Origin of the sequence: Aliirhizobium smilacinae, assembly GCF_006335145.1 — a bacterium.
Taxonomy (GTDB): Bacteria; Pseudomonadota; Alphaproteobacteria; order Rhizobiales; family Rhizobiaceae; genus Neorhizobium; species Neorhizobium smilacinae.
In genome coordinates this window covers 102,013-121,992 of sequence record NZ_VDMN01000008.1, presented here as the reverse complement: position 1 = coordinate 121,992, position 19,980 = coordinate 102,013, and the positions used below count along the sequence as shown (strand labels likewise).

Here is a 19,980-nt window from a genome sequence, read left to right as displayed (position 1 = left end):
ATCCATCTAAAATTGATTCAGCTGATCTAGCGACAACCATTCCGGCGGAGAAACCAGAGTGACCATGCGGCTCGCCGACCGCCGAAGGCTTCTGGCTTCCGGTATGAAGGAAATGCGGCGGCGTTTACGCCTTCGCATCGCACCTTATCGCGTCGCATTGTCTGCTCCTCTCTCCTCGGTTCCCGAACGGCTCATCGTTGCCCCGACCGACCTGCGCCCCGTCGATCCCTTCATCGCGCATGAGATTTTCGACGGGCGCTTTCCCCTGGCGGGAAGAGTTCTCGAAACATTGGGAGATTCTCCATTCGAGCTTGAGCTGCCGTCGCGCGCTTTTGCCGAGCGTCTGCATGGCTTTGGATGGCTTCGTCACATTCGTGCGGAGAAGACCGAGGCAGGCTGCGCGCATGCCAGACACATTGTTTCGGACTGGATCGGCATTCATGGCCGCAGGCGTCGTGGCATAGGATGGGAGCCGAATGTGGTGGCGACACGCGTGATTGCATGGCTTTCCCACTCGACGATCATTCTTCACGCTGCCGAAGCAGGCTTTTATCGCCGCTTCATGAAGAGCCTTGCTTACCAGATCAGCTATCTCAGGAAGATAGCCGGTAGCTGCCCGGATGCCGAAAGCAGGCTCAGGGTCAGGACGGCGCTGGCAATGGCATCGCTGTCACTTCCGAGGCGGATTACAGGGATCAAACGAGAGGCGGCGCTTCTGGATCGGGAGCTCGACCGCCAGATCCTGGCCGACGGCGGACATGTTTCCCGCAACCCGCGTGCCATGCTGGATATCCTGATCGATCTTTTGCCGTTGCGGCAGACCTATATCAACCTGGGTTACGATGTGCCGCAAAAGCTTATCCCGGCGGTCGATCGCATGTATCCTGCCTTGCGCTTCTTTCGCCATCAGGATGGCGATCTTGCGCTGTTCAACGGCGCAGGCTCGACCTCGGCCAGCGAGCTGATGTCAGTGCTGCGTTACGACGAGTCTGCCGGGAAACCGTTCAAGGCATTGCCGCAGATGAATTATCACCGGCTTTCGGCAGATAACACGGTCATCATCGTCGATACGGGATGCCCGAGCTCGATCATGGCCTCCAGAGGAGCGCATGCGGGTTGCCTTTCGTTCGAGATGTCGTCGGGTCGCCATCGCTTCATCGTCAATTCCGGCTCGCCGAAATTTGCAAACCGCTTCTACAAACATCTTGCGCGCTCCACCGCGGCTCATTCGACCGTCATCATCGAGGAAACATCTTCCAGCCGGGTGATCAGCTCGGCTTTTGCGGGCTCGATCCTCATGCCGGGTGTCTCGGAGATCGATGTCGAAAGGTGGGATGACAAGCACGGGAACGACTGGCTGCGTGCCCGGCACAATGGCTATGCCGAGGCTTTTGGATACACCCATGAGCGAGAGCTTGCACTCAGCGCAAGTGGCGACAAGATCAAGGGATGCGATCGCCTCATTCCGGAGGAAGGCAACGACAAGGACAATCTGGGGGCCATCGTTCGCTTCCACATTCATCCGGCAATCAACCTGTCCCGCCGGGATGGCGAGAGCGTTGCGTTGCGCGCTGCGGATGGCGAGACCTGGATCTTCGCGGCGCCGGGGCTCGATGTGCTGATCGACGAGGATATCTTCTTCGCCGATGTCTCCGGGATGCGGCCAAGCCAGCAGTTGGCAATCGAAGTGCCCGTCTCCGGCCTGCGGGAAATCCGTTGGATGCTGAGACGGAGCGAATAGGCGTTTCCTCTTGGCGCCAGCTGTGCTAACCGCGGCCATCCCCTTCCCGCCCCTCTGTGGCAAGCTCTTTCAGGAGAGACCTATGGCCGTCGCTTCCAAAAAAATCCCCGCCCCCGATCGCGTGAAAATTCGCACCGCATTGTTGTCCGTGTCGGACAAGGCCGGCATCATCGAGCTTGCCAAGGCGCTCACCGAGCAAGGCGTCAAGCTTCTGTCGACCGGCGGCACCCACAAGGCTATAGCCGCGGCCGGCCTCGCCGTGACCGATGTTTCCGAAGTAACGGGTCTTCCGGAAATCATGGACGGCCGCGTCAAGACGCTGCATCCCAACGTCCACGGCGGCCTTCTCGCGATCCGTGATGACGAAGATCATGTTGCGGCGATGAAGCAGCATGGGATCGAGGGCATCGATCTCGCCGTCATCAACCTCTATCCCTTCGAGGAGGTACGTGCTGCCGGCGGCGATTATCCGACGACGGTCGAGAATATCGATATCGGCGGTCCGGCAATGATCCGCGCTTCCGCCAAGAACCATGCCTATGTGGCAATCGTCACCGATCCGGCTGATTACGCGCCGTTGATCGATGCGCTCAAGGCCAATGGCGGCGAAACGGACTATGCTTTCCGCCAGAAGCTTGCGGCCAAGGCCTATGCCCGCACCGCAGCTTACGACACGGCGATCTCCAACTGGTTTGCCGAAGCGCTGGAAATCGAGACGCCGGCCTACCGCACGATCGGCGGCGTGCTGAAGGAAGCCATGCGTTATGGCGAGAACCCGCATCAGAGTGCCGGTTTCTACGTCACCGGTGAAAACCGCCCCGGCGTTGCGACCGCAACACTGCTGCAGGGCAAGCAGCTTTCCTACAACAACATCAACGATACAGACGGCGCTTTCGAGCTGATCGGCGAATTCTCGGCTGACCAAGGCCCGGCCTGCGCCATCATCAAGCACGCCAACCCGTGCGGTGTAGCGACCGGCTCGACGTTGAGGGACGCCTATCTGCGTGCGCTCGCCTGCGATTCCACCTCGGCCTTCGGCGGGATTATCGCGCTCAACCAGTTGCTGGACGCAGAAACCGCGGAAGAGATCGTCAAGCTGTTCACCGAAGTGATTATCGCGCCGGACGTGTCCGATGAAGCCAAGGCCATCATCGCTGCAAAGAAGAACCTGCGCCTGCTCGTGACCGGCGGCCTGCCCGACCCACGGTCGCGCGGCATTACCGCAAAAACGGTTGCCGGCGGACTGCTCGTCCAGACGCGCGATAACGGCGTGATCGAGGATGTCGATCTCAAGGTCGTCACCAAGCGCGCGCCGACCGAAATGGAACTGGAAGACCTGAAGTTCGCCTACAAGGTGGCCAAGCACGTCAAGTCGAATGCGATCGTCTATGCCAAGGATGGCCAGACGGCGGGCATCGGCGCCGGCCAGATGAGCCGCATCGATTCCGCCCGTATCGCTGGCCTCAAGGCACAGGATGCCGCCAAGGCCATGGGCTGGGCAGAGCCGATGACAAAGGGCTCGGCTGTTGCTTCAGAAGCCTTCTTCCCGTTTGCGGACGGCCTGCTTTCGGCGATTGCCGCCGGCGCGACCGCCGTCATCCAGCCGGGCGGCTCGATGCGCGATGCGGAAGTGATCGCCGCTGCCGACGAGCATAACGTCGCCATGGTCTTCACCGGCATGCGCCATTTCCGGCATTAATTAGCCGGAGTCACGTCACCTGCTGGCTGGATAGGGTGTTTTGACAAGCAGCACCAATCCAGCCGCCAGAAAGACGATCAGCATTGCCATGCCGAGATGGGCGGAACCGCTCGCATAGGTGACGACCGAAAAGGACAGGGTGGCGAGAAAACTCGTCGCCCGTCCCGATAGCGCGTAAAGGCCGAAATAGCGGCCGGTCTCCGAAAGACTGATCGACCGCGCAAGATAGGATCGCGACGAGGCCTGGACCGGGCCGAAGGCGATGCCGATCAACAGGCCGAAAAGAATGTAGGCCTTTTCAGCCGCCGTACCAAAAAATCCGCCGCTGTCTGCCACCGAAAGCTGCATCAGACCGAAGAATACCGAGTCCGGACGAGTGGACACGATTCCGAGCGTTGCGATGAGCAACAGGGACAAGCTTATCACGATGACGGTCTTGGATCCGAGTATCCGGTCCAGCAGGCCGGCAGCGATGCAGCTGAAGATCGCGACGACGTTCAGAATGATACCATATATTCCGATCTCGATCGTCGCCCAGCCGAACATGCCGGCCGCGAAAGTGCCGCCGAGGATCAACAGGCCGTTGACGCCGTCCTGGTAGAGCATGCGGGCGATGAGGAATTTTGTCAGGCCACGACGCTGCTTCAGCTCCTGCAGTGTGCTGCCCAGTTCCTGAATGCCGGAGCGGACTGCGGCTGCAAGCGGCAGGCCTTTCTTGGCGTCCGGAGTGAAGAAAAACATCGGCAGTATAAAAATCAAATACCAGAGGGCTGCGATCGGGCCGGTGATGCGGGCATCCTCGCCGAGTGCCGGATCAAGCCCGAAAAGTGGAGGAATGCCGATCAGGGTGAGGCCCGTTTCCGGATTTGCGGCGAGCAGCGTCACGACGGCGATCAGTACGATCATGCCGCCGAGATAGCCAAGACCCCAAGCGATATTGGAAATCCGCCCCACTTCGTCCCTGGGCACCAGGCGCGGCATCATGGAATCGTTGAAGACGATCGAAAATTCCGCCGCGATAGACGCCATGATCATCAGCGTGATCGGCAGGATCAGTGGGGAGCCGGGTGCGGCGAACCACAACATCAACAGGCTCGCGATCTTTACGACGGCAAAGCTGGCGATCCAGGGCTTGCGGGCTCCGGACTGATCGGCAATCGAGCCGAGAACCGGCGACAGGATGGCGATCACGATCGAGGAGATCGTCGCCATGTTGCTCCATGCCGCCTGTGCCGAGACTGGGTCCTCTGTCAGCCGTGCGACGAAATAGGGGCCGAAGACGAAGGTCGTGACAACGGTGAAAAAGGGTTGCGCCGCCCAGTCGAACAGCATCCAGCCCCAGATTCCGCGCCGGCTCGCTTTGGCCGGCACTTCACCGATATCGTGAACGCTCATCCGGCCCCCTCGCCCTACATCAACCGCCCATGCGCCAGGTCTCCGAGAAGGCCAGCTGCGACGGATACTTTCGGCAGGGTCAGGTCGCCGCTTTCGCTGAGCGTCATGAGTTCGGCACCGATGCGGTTCACACGCAGACGATCGGCAGCGATCCAGGCCTGCACCGGCTTCTTTTCCTTTCGGTGTTCCGTCAGCGCGGTGATGACGATGTCACGGCGGGCAGAAGCGAGCTGCTGCAGGCCGCGGGATAGCGCCAGGCTCTCGTAGTGATCCGACGTGCTGATCCTTTCGCCGGCAACGATCAGCCGGTTGACGCGGAAGGTCTTCGTCACGCTGAAATAGCTTTCCGTGGCGCGCGCCATGCTCTCGCCTGTCCGGTCGGCGATCAGCATGATCTCCGGAACGATGACCAGGGCCGACAGCATACGGATTTCGCCGATGAGATCCGCGGGTGCGCCCTGGGCCTCGAGCTCGGCCGCAAGCGGTGCGGTCTCGGCGATCACCTCATCCGTCACGGTGGCACGCAACCCCTTGATCGCAGCCTTGAGCCGGGCAACAGCCTCGGTCATAGGCGCGGCACTGATCTGCGTCTGGAGAGCAAGGTAGGTGCCGACGATGATGATACGGTTGATCTGCGCATGTAGATCGTTCTGGACTTTTCCAGAAATGCGGTTGTCCAGCGCGTCGATCTCGTCCCACAGGCGTGGCAGGTCGAAGCCATCGCGAACCAGGAAGGTTGCCTTAACGACATTGGCCGCGGTGGCACCGGTCATGTCACTCATCATCTGGACGAATCCGGGGCCGCCGCGATTGACGGCCTCATTGGCGAGTGCGGTGGCGACGATCTCACGATGCAGGCGATGGCTTTCGATATCGCCGGCATATGGCTTCTGCATCTTGGCAGGGAAATAGGCTTTCAGAACAGCCGCAAAATACGGATCATCCGGAATGGTGCTTTCAAGCAGCGCGTCGAAAAGCACGATCTTCGAATAAGAGAGAAGGACGCCGATCTCGGGCCGTGTCAGCGGCCGGCCGGCGGCATAACGCTCGGCAAGCTCCGCATCATCTGGAAGGGTCTCTACCTTCCGGTTGAGCTTGCCCTGCCCTTCCAGCACGGACATCAGACGCGAGAGCTGCTCGCGGTTGGTAACGCCTCTTCGTTCGATGAGCGAGATCGCCAAAGGCTGAAGATAGTTGTTTCTAAGGACGAGTTCGCCCACTTCCTCGGTCATGGAGGAAAGAAGCTGGTTGCGTTTGCCGCGGCTCAGACGGCCGTCCTGCATGGCGGCGTTGAGCGCGATCTTGATATTGACCTCGACGTCGGAAGAATTGACGCCGGCCGAATTGTCGATCGCATCGGAATTGCAGCGTCCGCCGGCAAGCGAATAGGCGATGCGGCCTTTCTGGGTGGTGCCAAGATTGGCACCTTCCCCGATGACCTTGGCGCGCACTTCGCCTGCGGTCACGCGGATCGGATCGTTGGCGCGATCGCCGACTTCCGTATCTGTCTCCGCGGCTGCCCTGATATAGGTGCCGATACCGCCGAACCAGAGGAGGTCTGCTTCGCTTCTCAGGATTGCCGTCATGATCTCGAACGGCGTGGCGGTCGTCTTGTCGAGCCCGATCGCCGCTGCCGCTTCCTTGGTCAGTTTCACCGATTTTTCGGAACGAGAGATGATCATCGCGCCATCGGAGAGCGTGCTGCGATCATAATCCTGCCAGCTTGAACGCGGCAGGGCGAACATGCGGCTGCGCTCGGCGAAGGATTTTTCGGTATCCGGGTCAGGGTCGATGAAGATGTCGCGGTGATCGAAGGCAGCGATCAGCCGGATCTTCGGCGAGAGCAGCATGCCGTTGCCGAATACGTCGCCCGACATGTCGCCGACGCCGACGACATTGAAGGGCGTGGTCTGGATGTCGATATCCATCTCACGGAAATGCCGCTTCACGGCCTCCCACGCGCCGCGGGCGGTGATGCCCATTTTCTTGTGGTCGTAACCTGCCGATCCGCCGGAGGCGAAAGCATCGTCCAGCCAGAAGCCTGCTTCCTGCGCCAGTCCGTTTGCCGTGTCCGAGAAAGTCGCCGTTCCCTTGTCGGCAGCGACGACGAAATAGGGATCGTCGCCATCGATGCGGATCGTGTTTTTCGGTCCGATGATCTCGCCTTCGACGATGTTGTCGGTGATCGAGAGCAGCGTGCGGATATAGGTCTTGTAGGCTTCCTTGCCGGCGTTGAAGATTTCGTCGCGGGAGCCGCCGGAGGGCAGCATTTTGGGGAAGAACCCACCCTTCGCGCCGACCGGCACGATGACTGCGTTCTTCACCTGTTGGGCTTTGACGAGGCCGAGGACCTCGGTGCGGTAGTCTTCGCCGCGATCCGACCAGCGCAGGCCTCCGCGTGCGACCTTGCCGAAGCGCAGGTGCACACCTTCGACTTCGGTGCCGTAAACGAACATTTCGCGGAACGGGCGAGGCTGCGGCAGGCCATCGAGAAGTTCGGGGTCGAACTTGAAGGCCAGCATCCGCTTCGGCGCGCCGTTTTCATCGCGCTGGAAATAGTTGGTGCGCAATGTCGAATCGATCGCGTTGACGAAGCGCCGCAGCGTCCGGTCCTCGTCAAGGCTTGGGACAGCTGAAAGGCTGATCTCTATGGCTCCATGAAGCTGTATCAGCTTCTTCGTTCGCGCTTTTTCGGCAAGATCCGGGTCGAAACTGGCTTGGAAAAGCTTGAAGATGATGGACGCCGCTTCGGGGTATTTCACCAGCGTATCTGCGATATATGCTTGGGAGTAGACGATACCCGTCTGGCGCAGATAACGGGCATAGGCGCGAAGAACAGTTGTCTCGCGTGCCGATAGCCCGGCGAGCAGCACGAGACGGTTGAAGCCGTCATTGTCCACCAAACCTTCGAATGCCAGAAGGAACGCCTCTTCGAGAAGCGGGCCTTCCTGCAGAAGATCGATTTCGCGGCTGTCGCGGAGCTGAAGCTCCATGTCATGCAAGACGATGAGTTTTGCATCCGGACCGGCGTGAATTTCAAAGGTCTGCTCGCTGACCACGCGGAAACCGAGGTTTTCCAGAAGCGGCACGCGGCGCGAGAGCGAGAGATGGTGATCGCTGTGGAAAATCTTGAGAGAAACGCTGTTGGCTTCATCCGTCGGGCGTTTGTAGAATTCGATACGGATCGTCTCGCCGGATGCGCAGGCGGCGATATCCGGCAGGTCCGCAAAGGTCTCTTCCGGCGTGAAGGCTTCCTGGAACGCGTTTGTCACCGAGAGCCGCGGGCCATTTTCCGCCAGGAGGGAGAAACGATCTTCCCAAGGCGTAGCGATCAGGCGGATTGCTTCCTCGAGTTTCGCCTGGGCGATACGGGGCGTCTTGCCGCCGCGGCGTCCGATGATGAAATGGACGCGTGCCACGCCACCCTCGGGGAAAGCGGGGTAATAGGCAGATACATGCCCTTCAAACACCTGCGCGAGATAGGCGCCGACCTTTTCCCGGACCAGTGAATTGTAGTCCTCGCGCGGGACATAAACGATCGTCGAGACGAAACGATCGAAATGGTCGATACGGGCGAGAACACGAACACGCGGCCTCTCGCTCAGTTCCATGATCTGTTCGCAGAATTTTGCCAGAAGTTCCGCATCGATCTGGAAGAGGTCGTCTCGCGGATATGATTCGAGCGTGTTTTCCAGTATCCGGCCGGAATGGCTGTAGGGGTCGAAACTGAAATGCTGTTCGATGCCCTCGACCTTCGATCTCAGCAACGGGATTTCGCGAACGGACTGGGTGTAGGCGGTTGCCGTGAAGAGGCCGACGATCCGTAGCTCGCCAACGACGTGACCGCTCTCATCGAAGCGCTTCACGCCGATATAGTCCATATAGGCGCGCCGATGGACGACGGACTTTACATTGGCCTTGGCGACGATGAGAAATTGCGGTCCGTCGAGGAATTCGAGAATTTCCGGCGTGGTCGTCACCTGGTCCTTGCCCTGACGCAAGACCAGCACATCCGGGTCGGACAGGGTTCCGAGACCCCTGCCCTTGCCGCGTTCTACATTCGCCTTGGATCCCTTGCCGGAATAGACGTATTCGCGCATGCCGAGGAAAGTGAAATTATCGTCCCGCAGCCAGTCGAGGAAAGCCAGCGCTTCCTCGCGGTCGGCACCTTTGCGGGGTCTGGCGTTCAAGAGCTGTTTGGCAGCACCATCCAGCGTGTCCAGCATGGCAGACCAGTCGGTAATCGCCAGATGCACCTGATCCAGGATGAACCTGATGCGTTCGATGAGATGGTTGCCCTGCTCTTCGTTCAACTGAGAAATATGCAGCTGAATGAGGCTGACTTGATGAGCGGGATCGGTCGGCTCATCATTGCTGCGAAGGACCGGTGCCTTGCCCGGCTCTATCGTCAGGATCGGGTGCACGGCCATGGCAATGCCACGATGGCTGGCTGTAATCTCGCCCATGACGGAATCGAACAGGAACGGCATATTCCGGTCGATCACGGTCAGAACCCAAACCGATATGCCGGCAGGCTCGACGCCGGGTATCTGGGTGACGGTGATGTCGGCGCGGATCCGGTCCCAGGCCTTCAGACGGTTTGCGGCATGCCCGGCCGCAATACCGAGCATTTCCGGGGAGTAGATTGAAAGATCGTCGTCGCTTGCGCGTCCAAACAAAATGGCTGGATCGAGAAAGTCGTTACCGGCCTTGCTCGCGAATGACCGCGCCCCGTCCATCTGCTTGCTGCGCTTGGGGCTATTCTTCCAGACCATGACCTCTCCCTTTTCTGGTTAAATGCTGCGGCGAACGGCTCGAATTCGTCCGTAACGAAGCAATTAGCACTGTTATGTCGAGCAATGTTGACAGGATTTGGCAAAACAACCCTCAACACGGCATTAAGATTGAGTTTTTCAGAATGTGATAACAAATGTAATCCCGCACATCTCAATCCTCTCATAGGATATGCAGATGGGGCCAATTCAAAAGCCTATACGCCCAGGCAAGCGGAGCATCTGGTCGCGCGGACCGTTGATCTTGGCTCAAAGGCGTAATATTCGTAGCCGCCATGACCTATTTTCCAGCCAAACTTCTTGCCGGCTATCGTAACTTCATGGGCGGACGCTATAGCGACGAGCGTGAGCGTTACCGTGGCCTTGCCGAAACGGGACAGAAACCTCATACGCTTCTCGTGGCTTGCTGTGATTCTCGCGCCGCACCGGAAACGATTTTTGACTGCGGGCCGGGCGAACTGTTTGTGGTTCGTAACATCGCCAACATGGTGCCGCCTTATGAGCCCGACAGTCAGCTCCATGGCACGTCGGCCGCACTCGAATATGCCATCCAAGTGCTGCAGATCCGCGATATCGTCGTCATGGGACACGGACGTTGCGGTGGTATCCAAGCTGCATTGGATCCGGAACTTGAGCCATTGTCGCCTGGCGATTTTATCGGAAAGTGGATCGGCCTGGTGAAACCCGCCGCGGAGCAGATCCAGAGCAACGACCTCATGACAGCAACGGAGCGGCAAACGGCGCTTGAGCGCGTCTCGATCCGTAATTCCATCGGCAATCTGGCGACGTTTCCCTTCATCAGGGCTTTGACCGAGAAGGGTGAACTTGCCGTTCACGGCGCATGGTTCGATATTTCGAGCGGCGAACTCTGGGTCATGAATGAGAAGGGCGATTTCATCCGCCCTGATATGGAAACGGAACAGGCGCCGGCCGAACCGGCTCTGACGCCTGCCCCCTGACAGTTATCGTCCGTCGATCTCGGCGCCCATATAGGCGATAGCGCGCTGGTAGACGGTTGCCGCATTCCAGCCCTGGATGGCCACGAAGCTTGGCTCGCCAGGCTGGTAACCGGCGCCGGAAACCCAGCCGTGGCCCTTGAGGAAGTTCGCTGTCGAGGCCAGGGCATCGGCACGCGAACCGACCATGTCAATATGTCCGTCGCCGTCGCCGTCAGCACCAAAACGGATGACGTTGAGCGGAAGGAACTGGGTCTGGCCGATCTCACCATGGGCAGCGCCCTTGGCGGTCGTGCTCAGGTCGCCGCGCGCGACGAGCTTGAGAGCGGCGTAGAGCTGTTCGGTGAAAAAGTCTGAGCGGCGGCAATCGTATGCCAGCGTCGCGACAGCCGACAGGGTGTGCTGATTACCCAGGAACCTGCCGAAGCCGGTCTCCATGCCCCAGATGGCGATGACCGGGCCGGCCGGTACACCGTAGCGGCGCTCGATACGATCGAAGAGCGACGCATTGGCCGACTTCATCTTCTTGCCCTGCGAGATGATCGTCGTCGCGCCGCGTTTCTTGAGGAACTCCTCGAAGGAAAGCTTGAAGCTTTTCTGCCCGCGGTCGGCAGTAATCGTCGGGCGGTTGTAGGAGACGTTTGCGAATGCGCGATCAACCACAGCCGGGCTTATGCCATTTGCGGGCGCGACGCGCTTGAAGTCCTGAACCCATCGATCGAAGCCGGATGAATCATTGCCGCATTGTTGCGCAGCAGCCGGGGTTGCGGCTGCCAATCCGGTCAAGACCAGTCCTGCCAGTAAAATCTTTTTCATTCGATAATCCGTGGTTGTCGATCGAAGGCTATGCATCAATTTGTCACTATTCATGGCAAATGCAGCAGCTTGCAAGCAATCACCACGCACGCGGCCATGAATAGTTCGTGAGGACATTCTCACAAAAAAGAAAACCCCGCCATTGGCGGGATTTTCTAGATCAATATGCTTAACGATTTCTATCGATCAGGCTGCAGCCTGGCGCGGCTTGATGAGGCCGCGATTGACCAGCAATTCCGCGATCTGGATGGCGTTCAGTGCTGCACCCTTGCGCAGGTTGTCTGAGACAACCCAGATGTTGAGGCCATTTTCGACCGTTGCATCCTCGCGGATACGGGAAATGTAGGTCGCATCTTCACCGGCGGATTCGATGGGGGTGATGTATCCGCCGTCCTCATGCTTGTCGATGACGAGGCAGCCCGGCGCTTCGCGCAGGATATCGCGAGCCTGATCCGCGGTGATCTCGTTTTCGAACTCGATGTTGACCGATTCAGAGTGACCGATGAAGACCGGAACGCGGACTGCGGTGCAGGTCACCTTGATCTTCGGATCAAGCATCTTCTTGGTTTCGGCAAGAACCTTCCACTCTTCCTTCGTATATCCGTCTTCCATGAAGACATCGATATGCGGGATGACGTTGAAGGCGATCCGCTTGGTGAACTTCTTCGATTCAATCGGATCAGCAACGAAAACGGCGCGCGTCTGGGTGAAGAGCTCGTCCATGCCTTCCTTGCCGGCGCCGGAGACCGACTGGTAGGTGGAAACGACGATGCGCTTGATCTTGGCAAAATCATGCAGCGGCTTCAGCGCGACGACGAGCTGAGCGGTCGAGCAATTCGGGTTTGCAATGATGTTCTTCTTGGAGAAGCCGGTGATTGCATCGGGGTTCACTTCCGGCACGATCAGGGGAACTTCCGAATCATAACGCCATGCAGAGGAGTTATCGATGACGACGCAGCCCTTCGCGCCGATCTTTGGCGACCACTTCTTGGAAATGTCGCCACCGGCGGACATCAGGCAGATGTCGGTGTCGGAGAAATCGTAATTCTCGAGGTTGGAAACCTTCAGCGTCTTGTCACCGAAGGAAACTTCGGTGCCTTGGCTACGGGCAGAAGCCAGCGCCACAACCTCAGAAGCCGGAAAGCCGCGTTCTGCCAGGATGTTCAGCATTTCCCGGCCGACATTGCCGGTTGCACCGGCGATTGCAATCTTGAAACCCATGTCTATGCTCTCTTTCTGTCTCTCCTCGGTCGGTGAGGGGGAAGCCGTACCTTAGAGGTCACGGCGTTCCTTGTCCCCGACCTTGCCGGGGAGAGAGCGGCGGGCCAGAGACGTCAGACGGTTTTCGTCGTCGCTTTGGCCTTGGTTTTGGAGAAAGCGAAAAAACGCTGTCCGGCTTGTTCAGCCGGCAGTCGAGATGCAGCGATGTAAAGGTCGCAGGCAATCATTGGGCGTTTTCCCGTTCGCGCATGTGTTTAGAACATTCTGGAATGGAGTCAAGACGAGGCGAACGCAGAGGCTGCTTTGCCGTCAAGGACGCCAAATTTTAGACGAAAGTCATAATCCCAAAGCATCACTCACCGGATGTCCTGATTTCTGTCAATCTGCGACAATCGCGTCACGGTTGTTTCGGCAAAGGAGGAAATGCTGAAGCAACCTTGCGAGGATTTCACCTTGTTGGGAGGACGACAATGGCAAACGTCACGACGACGGCGAGTACAAAAGCCGCACCGATGACACGGGAGGAGAAGAAGGTCATCTTCGCATCCTCTCTCGGTACCGTGTTCGAATGGTATGATTTTTATCTTTACGGGTCGCTCGCCACTTATATCGGCGCTACCTTTTTCACACAGTATCCCGAGGCTACGCGCAACATCTTCACGTTGCTCGCCTTCGCTGCCGGCTTCCTGGTGCGCCCGTTCGGCGCGCTTGTCTTCGGCCGATTGGGCGACCTTGTCGGTCGAAAATACACCTTCCTCGTCACTATCCTCATCATGGGTTGCTCCACCTTCCTGGTCGGTATCCTGCCAGGGGCTGCAACGATCGGGATTGCTGCGCCGATCATCCTGATCATCCTGCGCATGTTGCAGGGCCTGGCGCTCGGCGGCGAATATGGCGGTGCCGCCACCTATGTAGCGGAACACGCGCCGAACGGACGACGCGGTTATTTCACGTCCTGGATCCAGACAACGGCAACGCTCGGGCTCTTCCTGTCGCTGATCGTGATCGTCTTGGTCCAGTCGCTGATGGGGCCTGCGGCCTTTGCCGAATGGGGCTGGCGCGTTCCCTTCCTTCTGTCGGTCGTTCTTCTCGGCGTATCCGTCTGGATCCGCGTGAAAATGAACGAGTCGCCAGCATTCCAGAAGATGAAGGCCGAGGGCAAGGGTTCGAAAGCTCCGCTGACGGAAGCCTTCGGCACCTGGAAAAATGCGAAGATCGCCATCATCGCCCTGCTGGGTGCTACGATGGGCCAGGCGGTCGTCTGGTACGGCGGCCAGTTTTACGCTCTCTTCTTCCTGCAGAACGTTTTGAAGGTCGATCTGCAATCCGCCAATATCATGGTGGCAATCGCCCTTATTCTCGCGACACCGTTCTTCGTGATCTTCGGTTCCCTGTCCGACAGGATCGGCCGCAAACCGATCATCATGGCAGGTCTGCTAATTGCAGCGGTTACCTATATGCCGCTGTTCAAGGCGCTGACCCATATGGCGAACCCGGCGCTCGCCGAAGCTCAGGCTTCGATCCGCGCGACGGTGAGTTCCGACCCGGCAGACTGCAAATTCCAGTTCAACCCGACGGGTACGGCAAAGTTTACCAGTTCCTGCGATATCGCGACCTCGTTCCTGACGAGGAACTCGGTGCCTTATGAAGTCGTGCCCGGTCCGGCAGGGCAGCCGGCAACGGTCAAGATCGGCGACAATACCGTGACCAGCTACGACGCGATCACGGCCGGTGCCGACGCCAAGGCAAAGCAGACCGCATTGGAGAAAGGCATCAACGTCGCGCTTCACGATGCGGGCTATCCGCTCACCCGTGGCGCTGCCAAGGTGCCGGATTCCAAGCTCGATGGCTTCATTGCTGCAAACCCGGAACTGGGACTGAATGCCGAAGCTGTTCGTGCCGGCGACAAGGCAACGGTCAGCTCCGCGGATCTCGTCACTCAGAAGCTTCTGACGGCCGATGAGGCAAAAAGCGTAACCGATATGCCGGTCTATACGGTTGCCAATGGTGGCGGCTTCACGATGAAGGCCGATCCGGCTCGGGTAAACTGGGTGGGAACGATCGCGGTTCTCTTCGTTCTCGTGCTTTACGTGACGATGGTTTACGGCCCGATAGCGGCTCTGCTTGTCGAGCTCTTCCCCACCCGCATCCGTTATACGGGCATGTCGCTGCCTTATCACATCGGCAATGGCTGGTTCGGTGGGCTTCTGCCGGCAACGGCCTTTGCGATGAGTGCGGCTGCAGGCAACATCTATTACGGCCTCTGGTACCCGATCGTCTTCGCGGTCATCACGCTGGTCGTAGGCGTTCTGTTCCTGCCTGAAACCAAGGATCGCGACATTCACGCGGAGTGATGTCCACGTCATTCAAGGCTTAAAACAGAAAAGCCCGGCCATGTGCCGGGCTTTTCCGTATTCATTCTGCAATCGACTGTTACGCAGAAAGTGCCTGGAATTCCTTGAGGATCGCGTCACCCATTTCGGATGTACCGACCTGGTGGCATCCTTCCGCCATGATGTCGCCGGTGCGGATGCCCTTATTGAGTACGGTGGCGATCGCTTTTTCGAGATGATCGGCTTCCGAAATCATGTTGAACGAATAGCGCAGGCACATGGCGAAGGATGCGATCATCGCGATCGGATTGGCGATACCCTTTCCGGCGATATCCGGCGCAGAACCATGCACGGGTTCATACATTGCCTTTCGCTGGCCGGTCTTCGCATCTGCGGTGCCGAGCGAGGCGGAAGGCAGCATGCCGAGCGAGCCCGTCAGCATCGCAGCAACATCCGAAAGCATGTCGCCGAACAGATTGTCGGTCACGATGACGTCGAACTGTTTTGGCGCGCGCACGAGCTGCATGCCGCCGGCATCTGCCAGCATATGCTCCAGCTTGACGTCGGAATAGCTGCGCTTGTGCGTTTCTGTGACGACCTGGTTCCACAGGACGCCAGACTTCATCACATTGCGCTTTTCCATCGAGCAAACGGTATTCTTGCGCGTACGAGCGAGTTCGAAAGCAACGCCGGCGATACGTTCGATTTCGTAGGTATCGTAGATCTGGGTATCTATGCCACGCTTCTGGCCGTTGCCCAGGTCGATGATTTCCTTCGGCTCGCCGAAATAGACGCCGCCCGTCAGTTCGCGCACAATCAGGATATCAAGGCCTTCGACAAGTTCGGGCTTGAGCGAGGAGGCGGATGCAAGCGCCGGATAGCAGATTGCGGGACGCAGGTTGGCGAAAAGCTGCATGTCCTTGCGCAACCGAAGCAGGCCGGCTTCAGGACGTACCTCGTAGGCAACGGAATCCCACTTGGGACCACCAACCGCCCCAAACAGAACGGCGTCCGCCGCCATTGCCTTGGCCATGTCCTCTTCGGAAATTGCGACCCCATGCGCATCGTAGGCGCTGCCGCCGACAAGGCCTTCGTCGAGCGAGAAATCAGCGTTCATCGCACCGTTCATATAGGCGATAATCTTGCGGACTTCGCCCATAGCTTCAGGGCCGATGCCATCACCGGGAAGAAGGAAAAGGTTTTTTGCCATTCGTCTGCTGTCCTTGCAGTTCTGCAGGCTCACAATATCCCGCACAGCCGGGCTGCGCCTGGAAACACCTCATCCGAGCCTGCCGCAGGATGAGGGCGTGTCCGTCAGAGCCAGGGACGATCGCTGCGATTCTTTGTCTCGAAGCTCGAGATTGCAGCATCGCTTTTTAAAGTCGAGGCAATATCGTCCAATCCTTCCAGCAGAATATGACGGCGGCCGGCATCAATGTCGAAATGCAGGTGACCACCATCTGGGCCGGTGATTTCCTGGGCTTCAAGGTCGATTGTCAGGATGGCATTCGAACCGCGCTCTGCGTCGTCCATCAGCTTTTCCAGATCTTTCGGGCTGACGACGATCGGCAGAATGCCGTTCTTGAAACAGTTATTGTAGAAGATATCGGCGAAGCTGGTGGAAATGACGCAGCGTATGCCGAAATCCAGCAAGGCCCAGGGAGCATGCTCGCGCGACGAGCCGCAGCCGAAATTGTCACCTGCAACGATGATCTTGGCGCCGCGATAAGCCGGCTTGTTCAAAACGAAATCAGGATTTTCCGAACCATCCTCGCGATAACGCGCCTCTGCGAAAAGACCCTTTCCAAGGCCCGTTCTCTTGATGGTCTTGAGATAATCCTTCGGAATGATCATGTCGGTGTCGACATTGACAACCGGAAGGGGGGCGGCAACGCCCGTCAGCTTTTCGAACTTTTCCATGATCGGCCTCCACGAAGACTTTATAGCGCTGCCATAAAGTATTTTCGGGAGAATTTGAAGTCCGATTCAGTACCAATCGGTACACCGCACAATGGTGACCGAAAACCGTGCTGATTGTAGGGCTCACATATCGATGATCGTGCCGCGACCGTCATTCCAGACGCGCATGTCGCTCTGCTTGCTTTTGGCGCGCACCTGTGCCGGTTTCAACCGGCTTGAAAGGGCCTTGCCGATGGAAAGAATAGCAAGCGTACCCATGAATGCGATCGTCAGAGATGCCGTCAACAGAGCTGCTGCGGCGAGCAGTGCGATGGCCGTAACGATGATGAAGAAGGACCGAATGTTTTGCATGTCCAAACCTTTCTGCATGTGAAAATGTGGGCTTTGTGATCCCGGCTTGCAAGAGGCTTCATTGTCGGGGCCTGAAAATATTGGCAGAAGAGAGTGATGGAATTCTTGAAAGATCATATCCCTCCCGTTCGTCGTTCGCTTCTCAGCGTTCCGGCAGACAACAGGCGAGCCCTGGAGAAGGCACCGAAGCTCGACTGTGATGGCGTAATCTACGACCTGGAGGATTCCGTCGCGCCTGAGAAAAAGTCAGAGGCGCGGGACAATCTTGCCCAAGCTTTCTCTCAGCAGCCTCAATCGCAGCAACAGCGGATCGTTCGCATAAATCCGCTGGAAAGCGAGTTCGGGGCGGACGATCTGAAACTGGTTGCGAAGATCAAGCCGGATGCTGTTGCTCTTCCAAAAGTCGAACACGCTTCTGAAATTGCCGAAGTGGTCGACATGCTTGCGCAGTTTGCTCCGGTCAGACCGATCGCCTTATGGGCAATGATCGAGACACCGAAGGGGGTATTGAATGCCTCTTCCATAGCTGCAGAGAGTAAAGGCCTGAAATGCCTTGTGGTCGGCTTGAACGATCTGAGGAAGGAGACCGGGGTGCTGCCGCAGGCAGGCAGGGCCTATCTCGTGCCCTGGCTGATGCAAATCGTACTTGCCGGACGCGCTTACGGGGTCGATGTGATCGACAGCGTGTTCAACGACTTCAAGGACAATGCCGGCTTCGCTTCTGAATGTGCCCAGGGGAGGGCCATGGGATTTTCCGGCAAGATGCTAATCCATCCGGCGCAGATCGAGATGGCGAACCAGCATTTCGGGCCGGACCCGCAAAGCCTTGAGGAAGCGGAAGCGATCGTTTCGGCTTTCGAACAGCCTGAGGCTCGAAGCCTCAATGTCATCAATCTCAATGGAAAAATGATCGAGCGCCTTCACCTTGTGCAGGCTAAAACGCTTCTGGCTCAGGCCGCCATGATTCTTGAAAGAAAGAGATCTCGATGAAACTCTACCGACTGCTTACCGCTCCGGACGATTCCTCCTTTTGCCACAAGGTGACTGCGGCATTGAACAAGGGATGGGACCTCCACGGTTCGCCCACTTATGCGTTCAATGCCGCAACCGGGATCATGCAGTGCGGCCAAGCGGTTACGAAGACGGTAGAGGGCAAGGACTATCATCCCGAGATAAAGCTCGGCGAACAATAAGCCGCTACTGATCAGCGCTGGGCTGCATTCTCGGCGCTGGCTTCGATCCGCTCCATGTCTTCATCGCTGAGGCCGAAATGATGGCCGATTTCATGGATCAGAACATGGGTGATGATGTCACCCAGGGTTTCCTCGTTTTCAGCCCAGTAGTCGAGGATCGGGCGACGGTAGAGCCGGATCCGGTTCGGGAGCTCTCCCGTTTCCACCGTGAAACGTTCCGAAATTCCACGGCCTTCGAAAAGGCCGAGAAGATCGAATGGCGTTTCCAGTGCCATGTCTTCGAAAACGTCATCGTCCGGGAAATCTTCGATTTCGATGGTGAGGTTGGCGGTGAGGGCCCTGAATTCCTTCGGAAGATGACCATAAGCATCGATCGCCAGCGACTCGAAGGTGCTTATCGTTGGCGCATGGCGATCCTGCCAGTCGTCGGTTTGGTCAATACGAGCCATGGGTTCTCCCTTTTGTGAGGAGACATATAAGGCCGATGCTCCTTTTTTTCGAGATAAGAATCATCGCTATAGCAAATGAGGAAAAGATTCCTGTCCTGCGGCTGTTGACTCCGCCAATGGGCTCTGGAATCTATAAGAACATAAAGTGAACATTTAGAAATGGAGCTGACGCCATGGCACGCAACGCCGCGGCGCAGGAGAAGCTTTTTGCCCTGCGCGAACAGATCGCCAGACTGGAAGGCAAAAATTTGCCGGCAGTGGCTGCGGCAGAAATGGAGAATATCGCCATTCGGGCTGACGGCGAAGGACGGATCGTCCATGAACGATTGTCTTTCGACATTCCGGGTCTTGATGATGCGCTGAATGGTGGCCTGCTGCTCGATACGCTTACCGAAATCCGTTCCGGTTCCTTCAATGATGCCGGATCGGCAAGCGGCTTTGTCCTATCGCTTGTGGGGCTTCTGAAAGCTCGAAAAGCCATTGAAGGACCGCTGCTCTGGATTGCTGACGGGTTCTCCGCTTGCGAAACGGGCGTTCCTTATGCCGGAGGTATCAAGCAATTCGGCATAGATCCCCATACGGTCTTTCATGCATCGCCTCGCAGGCTGGATGATGCTTTGTGGTTGGCGGAGGCCGCGCTGGAAAGCAAAGCGTTTGTCGCGACGATCTTCGAAATACACGGGAATCCGAAGCCTTTCGGTTTGACGGAAAGCCGAAGGCTCAATCTTCGGGCAAAGGCGGCAGGGCGGCCGCTTTTCCTGTTGCGACATGCAGGAGAAGAGGAGGCCAGCAGCGCTTCCTTCCGCATGTCTGTCGAACCGGCGCCGGCTTTAGAGCGGCGTCTCGTGGATGGCAGCTTGCTTGGCGGCAGCATCGGTCATCCGGTTTTTAACATCACCCTGGAGAAGAGCCGCAACCCGGCTCCTCTCACCTTTCGTCTGGAGTGGAACCTTCGTGACCGCCAATTTCATCTCGCCCAAGAGCCAAACAAACCTTCCTTTGTCGGCAAGTGGCCAGCGCATTCTGGCGCTTCACTTTCCGCATCTGCCGACCGACAGGATCGCCCGAAAGCTCTGGGGTCTGTCCTGGCGTTCGAAAAAGCGTCCTGAACAT

At 58.0% G+C, this 19,980-nt stretch carries 15 protein-coding genes; 7 read left to right on the top strand and 8 right to left on the bottom strand.

From position 1 onward, the window contains the following. Positions 1–64 precede the first annotated feature (64 nt). Together FHP24_RS25370 and purH are read left to right on the top strand one after the other, a co-directional pair. On the top strand, positions 65–1,741 hold the full coding sequence (locus FHP24_RS25370) for a heparinase II/III family protein (protein ID WP_139679109.1): 1,677 nt from the start codon (positions 65–67) through the stop codon (positions 1,739–1,741). A gap of 82 nt (positions 1,742–1,823) precedes the next feature. Next, entirely contained in the window at positions 1,824–3,440 is a 1,617-nt protein-coding gene (gene purH / locus FHP24_RS25365; RefSeq protein ID WP_139679035.1) for a bifunctional phosphoribosylaminoimidazolecarboxamide formyltransferase/IMP cyclohydrolase, read from the top strand. A 15-nt stretch (positions 3,441–3,455) separates the two neighbouring features. Here purH and FHP24_RS25360 read toward each other — a convergent pair whose 3' ends face one another. Further along, complete coding sequence (locus tag FHP24_RS25360; protein ID WP_139679034.1) at positions 3,456–4,835, bottom strand: MFS transporter; 1,380 nt, start codon at positions 4,833–4,835, stop codon at positions 3,456–3,458. Positions 4,836–4,849: 14 nt separating this feature from the next. Next, a complete protein-coding gene (locus FHP24_RS25355) occupies positions 4,850–9,610 on the bottom strand; it encodes an NAD-glutamate dehydrogenase (protein WP_139679033.1) in 4,761 nt (1,586 codons plus the stop codon). A gap of 293 nt (positions 9,611–9,903) precedes the next feature. Here FHP24_RS25355 and FHP24_RS25350 point away from each other — a divergent pair, with 293 nt between their 5' ends. Next, positions 9,904–10,587: a carbonic anhydrase gene (locus FHP24_RS25350; RefSeq protein WP_139679032.1), complete on the top strand. Its 684-nt coding sequence runs from the start codon at positions 9,904–9,906 to the stop codon at positions 10,585–10,587. Between the two features lie 3 nt (positions 10,588–10,590). Here FHP24_RS25350 and FHP24_RS25345 read toward each other — a convergent pair whose 3' ends face one another. Beyond that, entirely contained in the window at positions 10,591–11,400 is an 810-nt protein-coding gene (locus FHP24_RS25345; protein ID WP_139679031.1) for a lytic murein transglycosylase, read from the bottom strand. Positions 11,401–11,586: 186 nt separating this feature from the next. Next, positions 11,587–12,621, bottom strand: coding sequence for an aspartate-semialdehyde dehydrogenase (locus tag FHP24_RS25340; RefSeq protein ID WP_139679030.1), 1,035 nt, complete (start codon positions 12,619–12,621; stop codon positions 11,587–11,589). 470 nt (positions 12,622–13,091) lie between these two features. Between FHP24_RS25340 and FHP24_RS25335 the strand changes: the two genes are divergently transcribed. After that, positions 13,092–14,975 (top strand): MFS transporter, encoded by a 1,884-nt coding sequence (locus FHP24_RS25335; RefSeq protein WP_139679029.1) that lies wholly within the window; start codon positions 13,092–13,094, stop codon positions 14,973–14,975. Between the two features lie 79 nt (positions 14,976–15,054). On the opposite strand, the gene leuB is transcribed toward FHP24_RS25335, so the two are convergent. The 3 genes from leuB to FHP24_RS25320 all read right to left on the bottom strand — a co-directional run bounded on the left by leuB (position 15,055) and on the right by FHP24_RS25320 (position 17,225). Further along, complete coding sequence (gene leuB / locus FHP24_RS25330; protein ID WP_139679028.1) at positions 15,055–16,164, bottom strand: 3-isopropylmalate dehydrogenase; 1,110 nt, start codon at positions 16,162–16,164, stop codon at positions 15,055–15,057. Between the two features lie 104 nt (positions 16,165–16,268). Continuing rightward, on the bottom strand, positions 16,269–16,874 hold the full coding sequence (leuD, locus tag FHP24_RS25325; RefSeq protein WP_139679027.1) for a 3-isopropylmalate dehydratase small subunit: 606 nt from the start codon (positions 16,872–16,874) through the stop codon (positions 16,269–16,271). Between the two features lie 123 nt (positions 16,875–16,997). Beyond that, positions 16,998–17,225 carry a hypothetical protein gene (locus FHP24_RS25320; RefSeq protein ID WP_139679026.1) on the bottom strand — a complete coding sequence of 76 codons (228 nt, stop codon included), beginning with the start codon at positions 17,223–17,225 and terminating at the stop codon, positions 16,998–17,000. Between the two features lie 96 nt (positions 17,226–17,321). On the opposite strand from FHP24_RS25320, the gene FHP24_RS25315 reads away from it, so the two are divergent. Together FHP24_RS25315 and FHP24_RS25310 are read left to right on the top strand one after the other, a co-directional pair. After that, positions 17,322–18,215: an HpcH/HpaI aldolase/citrate lyase family protein gene (locus FHP24_RS25315; protein ID WP_139679025.1), complete on the top strand. Its 894-nt coding sequence runs from the start codon at positions 17,322–17,324 to the stop codon at positions 18,213–18,215. Continuing rightward, positions 18,212–18,418, top strand: coding sequence for a DUF1737 domain-containing protein (locus FHP24_RS25310; protein ID WP_139679024.1), 207 nt, complete (start codon positions 18,212–18,214; stop codon positions 18,416–18,418). The genes FHP24_RS25315 and FHP24_RS25310 overlap by 4 nt, the downstream gene beginning before the upstream one ends. An 11-nt stretch (positions 18,419–18,429) precedes the next feature. Here FHP24_RS25310 and FHP24_RS25305 read toward each other — a convergent pair whose 3' ends face one another. Continuing rightward, the gene (locus FHP24_RS25305; RefSeq protein ID WP_139679023.1) at positions 18,430–18,867 is read right to left on the bottom strand and encodes a metallopeptidase family protein; all 438 of its coding nucleotides are present in this window, start codon (positions 18,865–18,867) and stop codon (positions 18,430–18,432) included. 173 nt (positions 18,868–19,040) lie between these two features. Here FHP24_RS25305 and FHP24_RS28855 point away from each other — a divergent pair, with 173 nt between their 5' ends. Continuing rightward, positions 19,041–19,976 carry an ImuA family protein gene (locus FHP24_RS28855; protein WP_180356121.1) on the top strand — a complete coding sequence of 312 codons (936 nt, stop codon included), beginning with the start codon at positions 19,041–19,043 and terminating at the stop codon, positions 19,974–19,976. Positions 19,977–19,980: the final 4 nt, after the last annotated feature.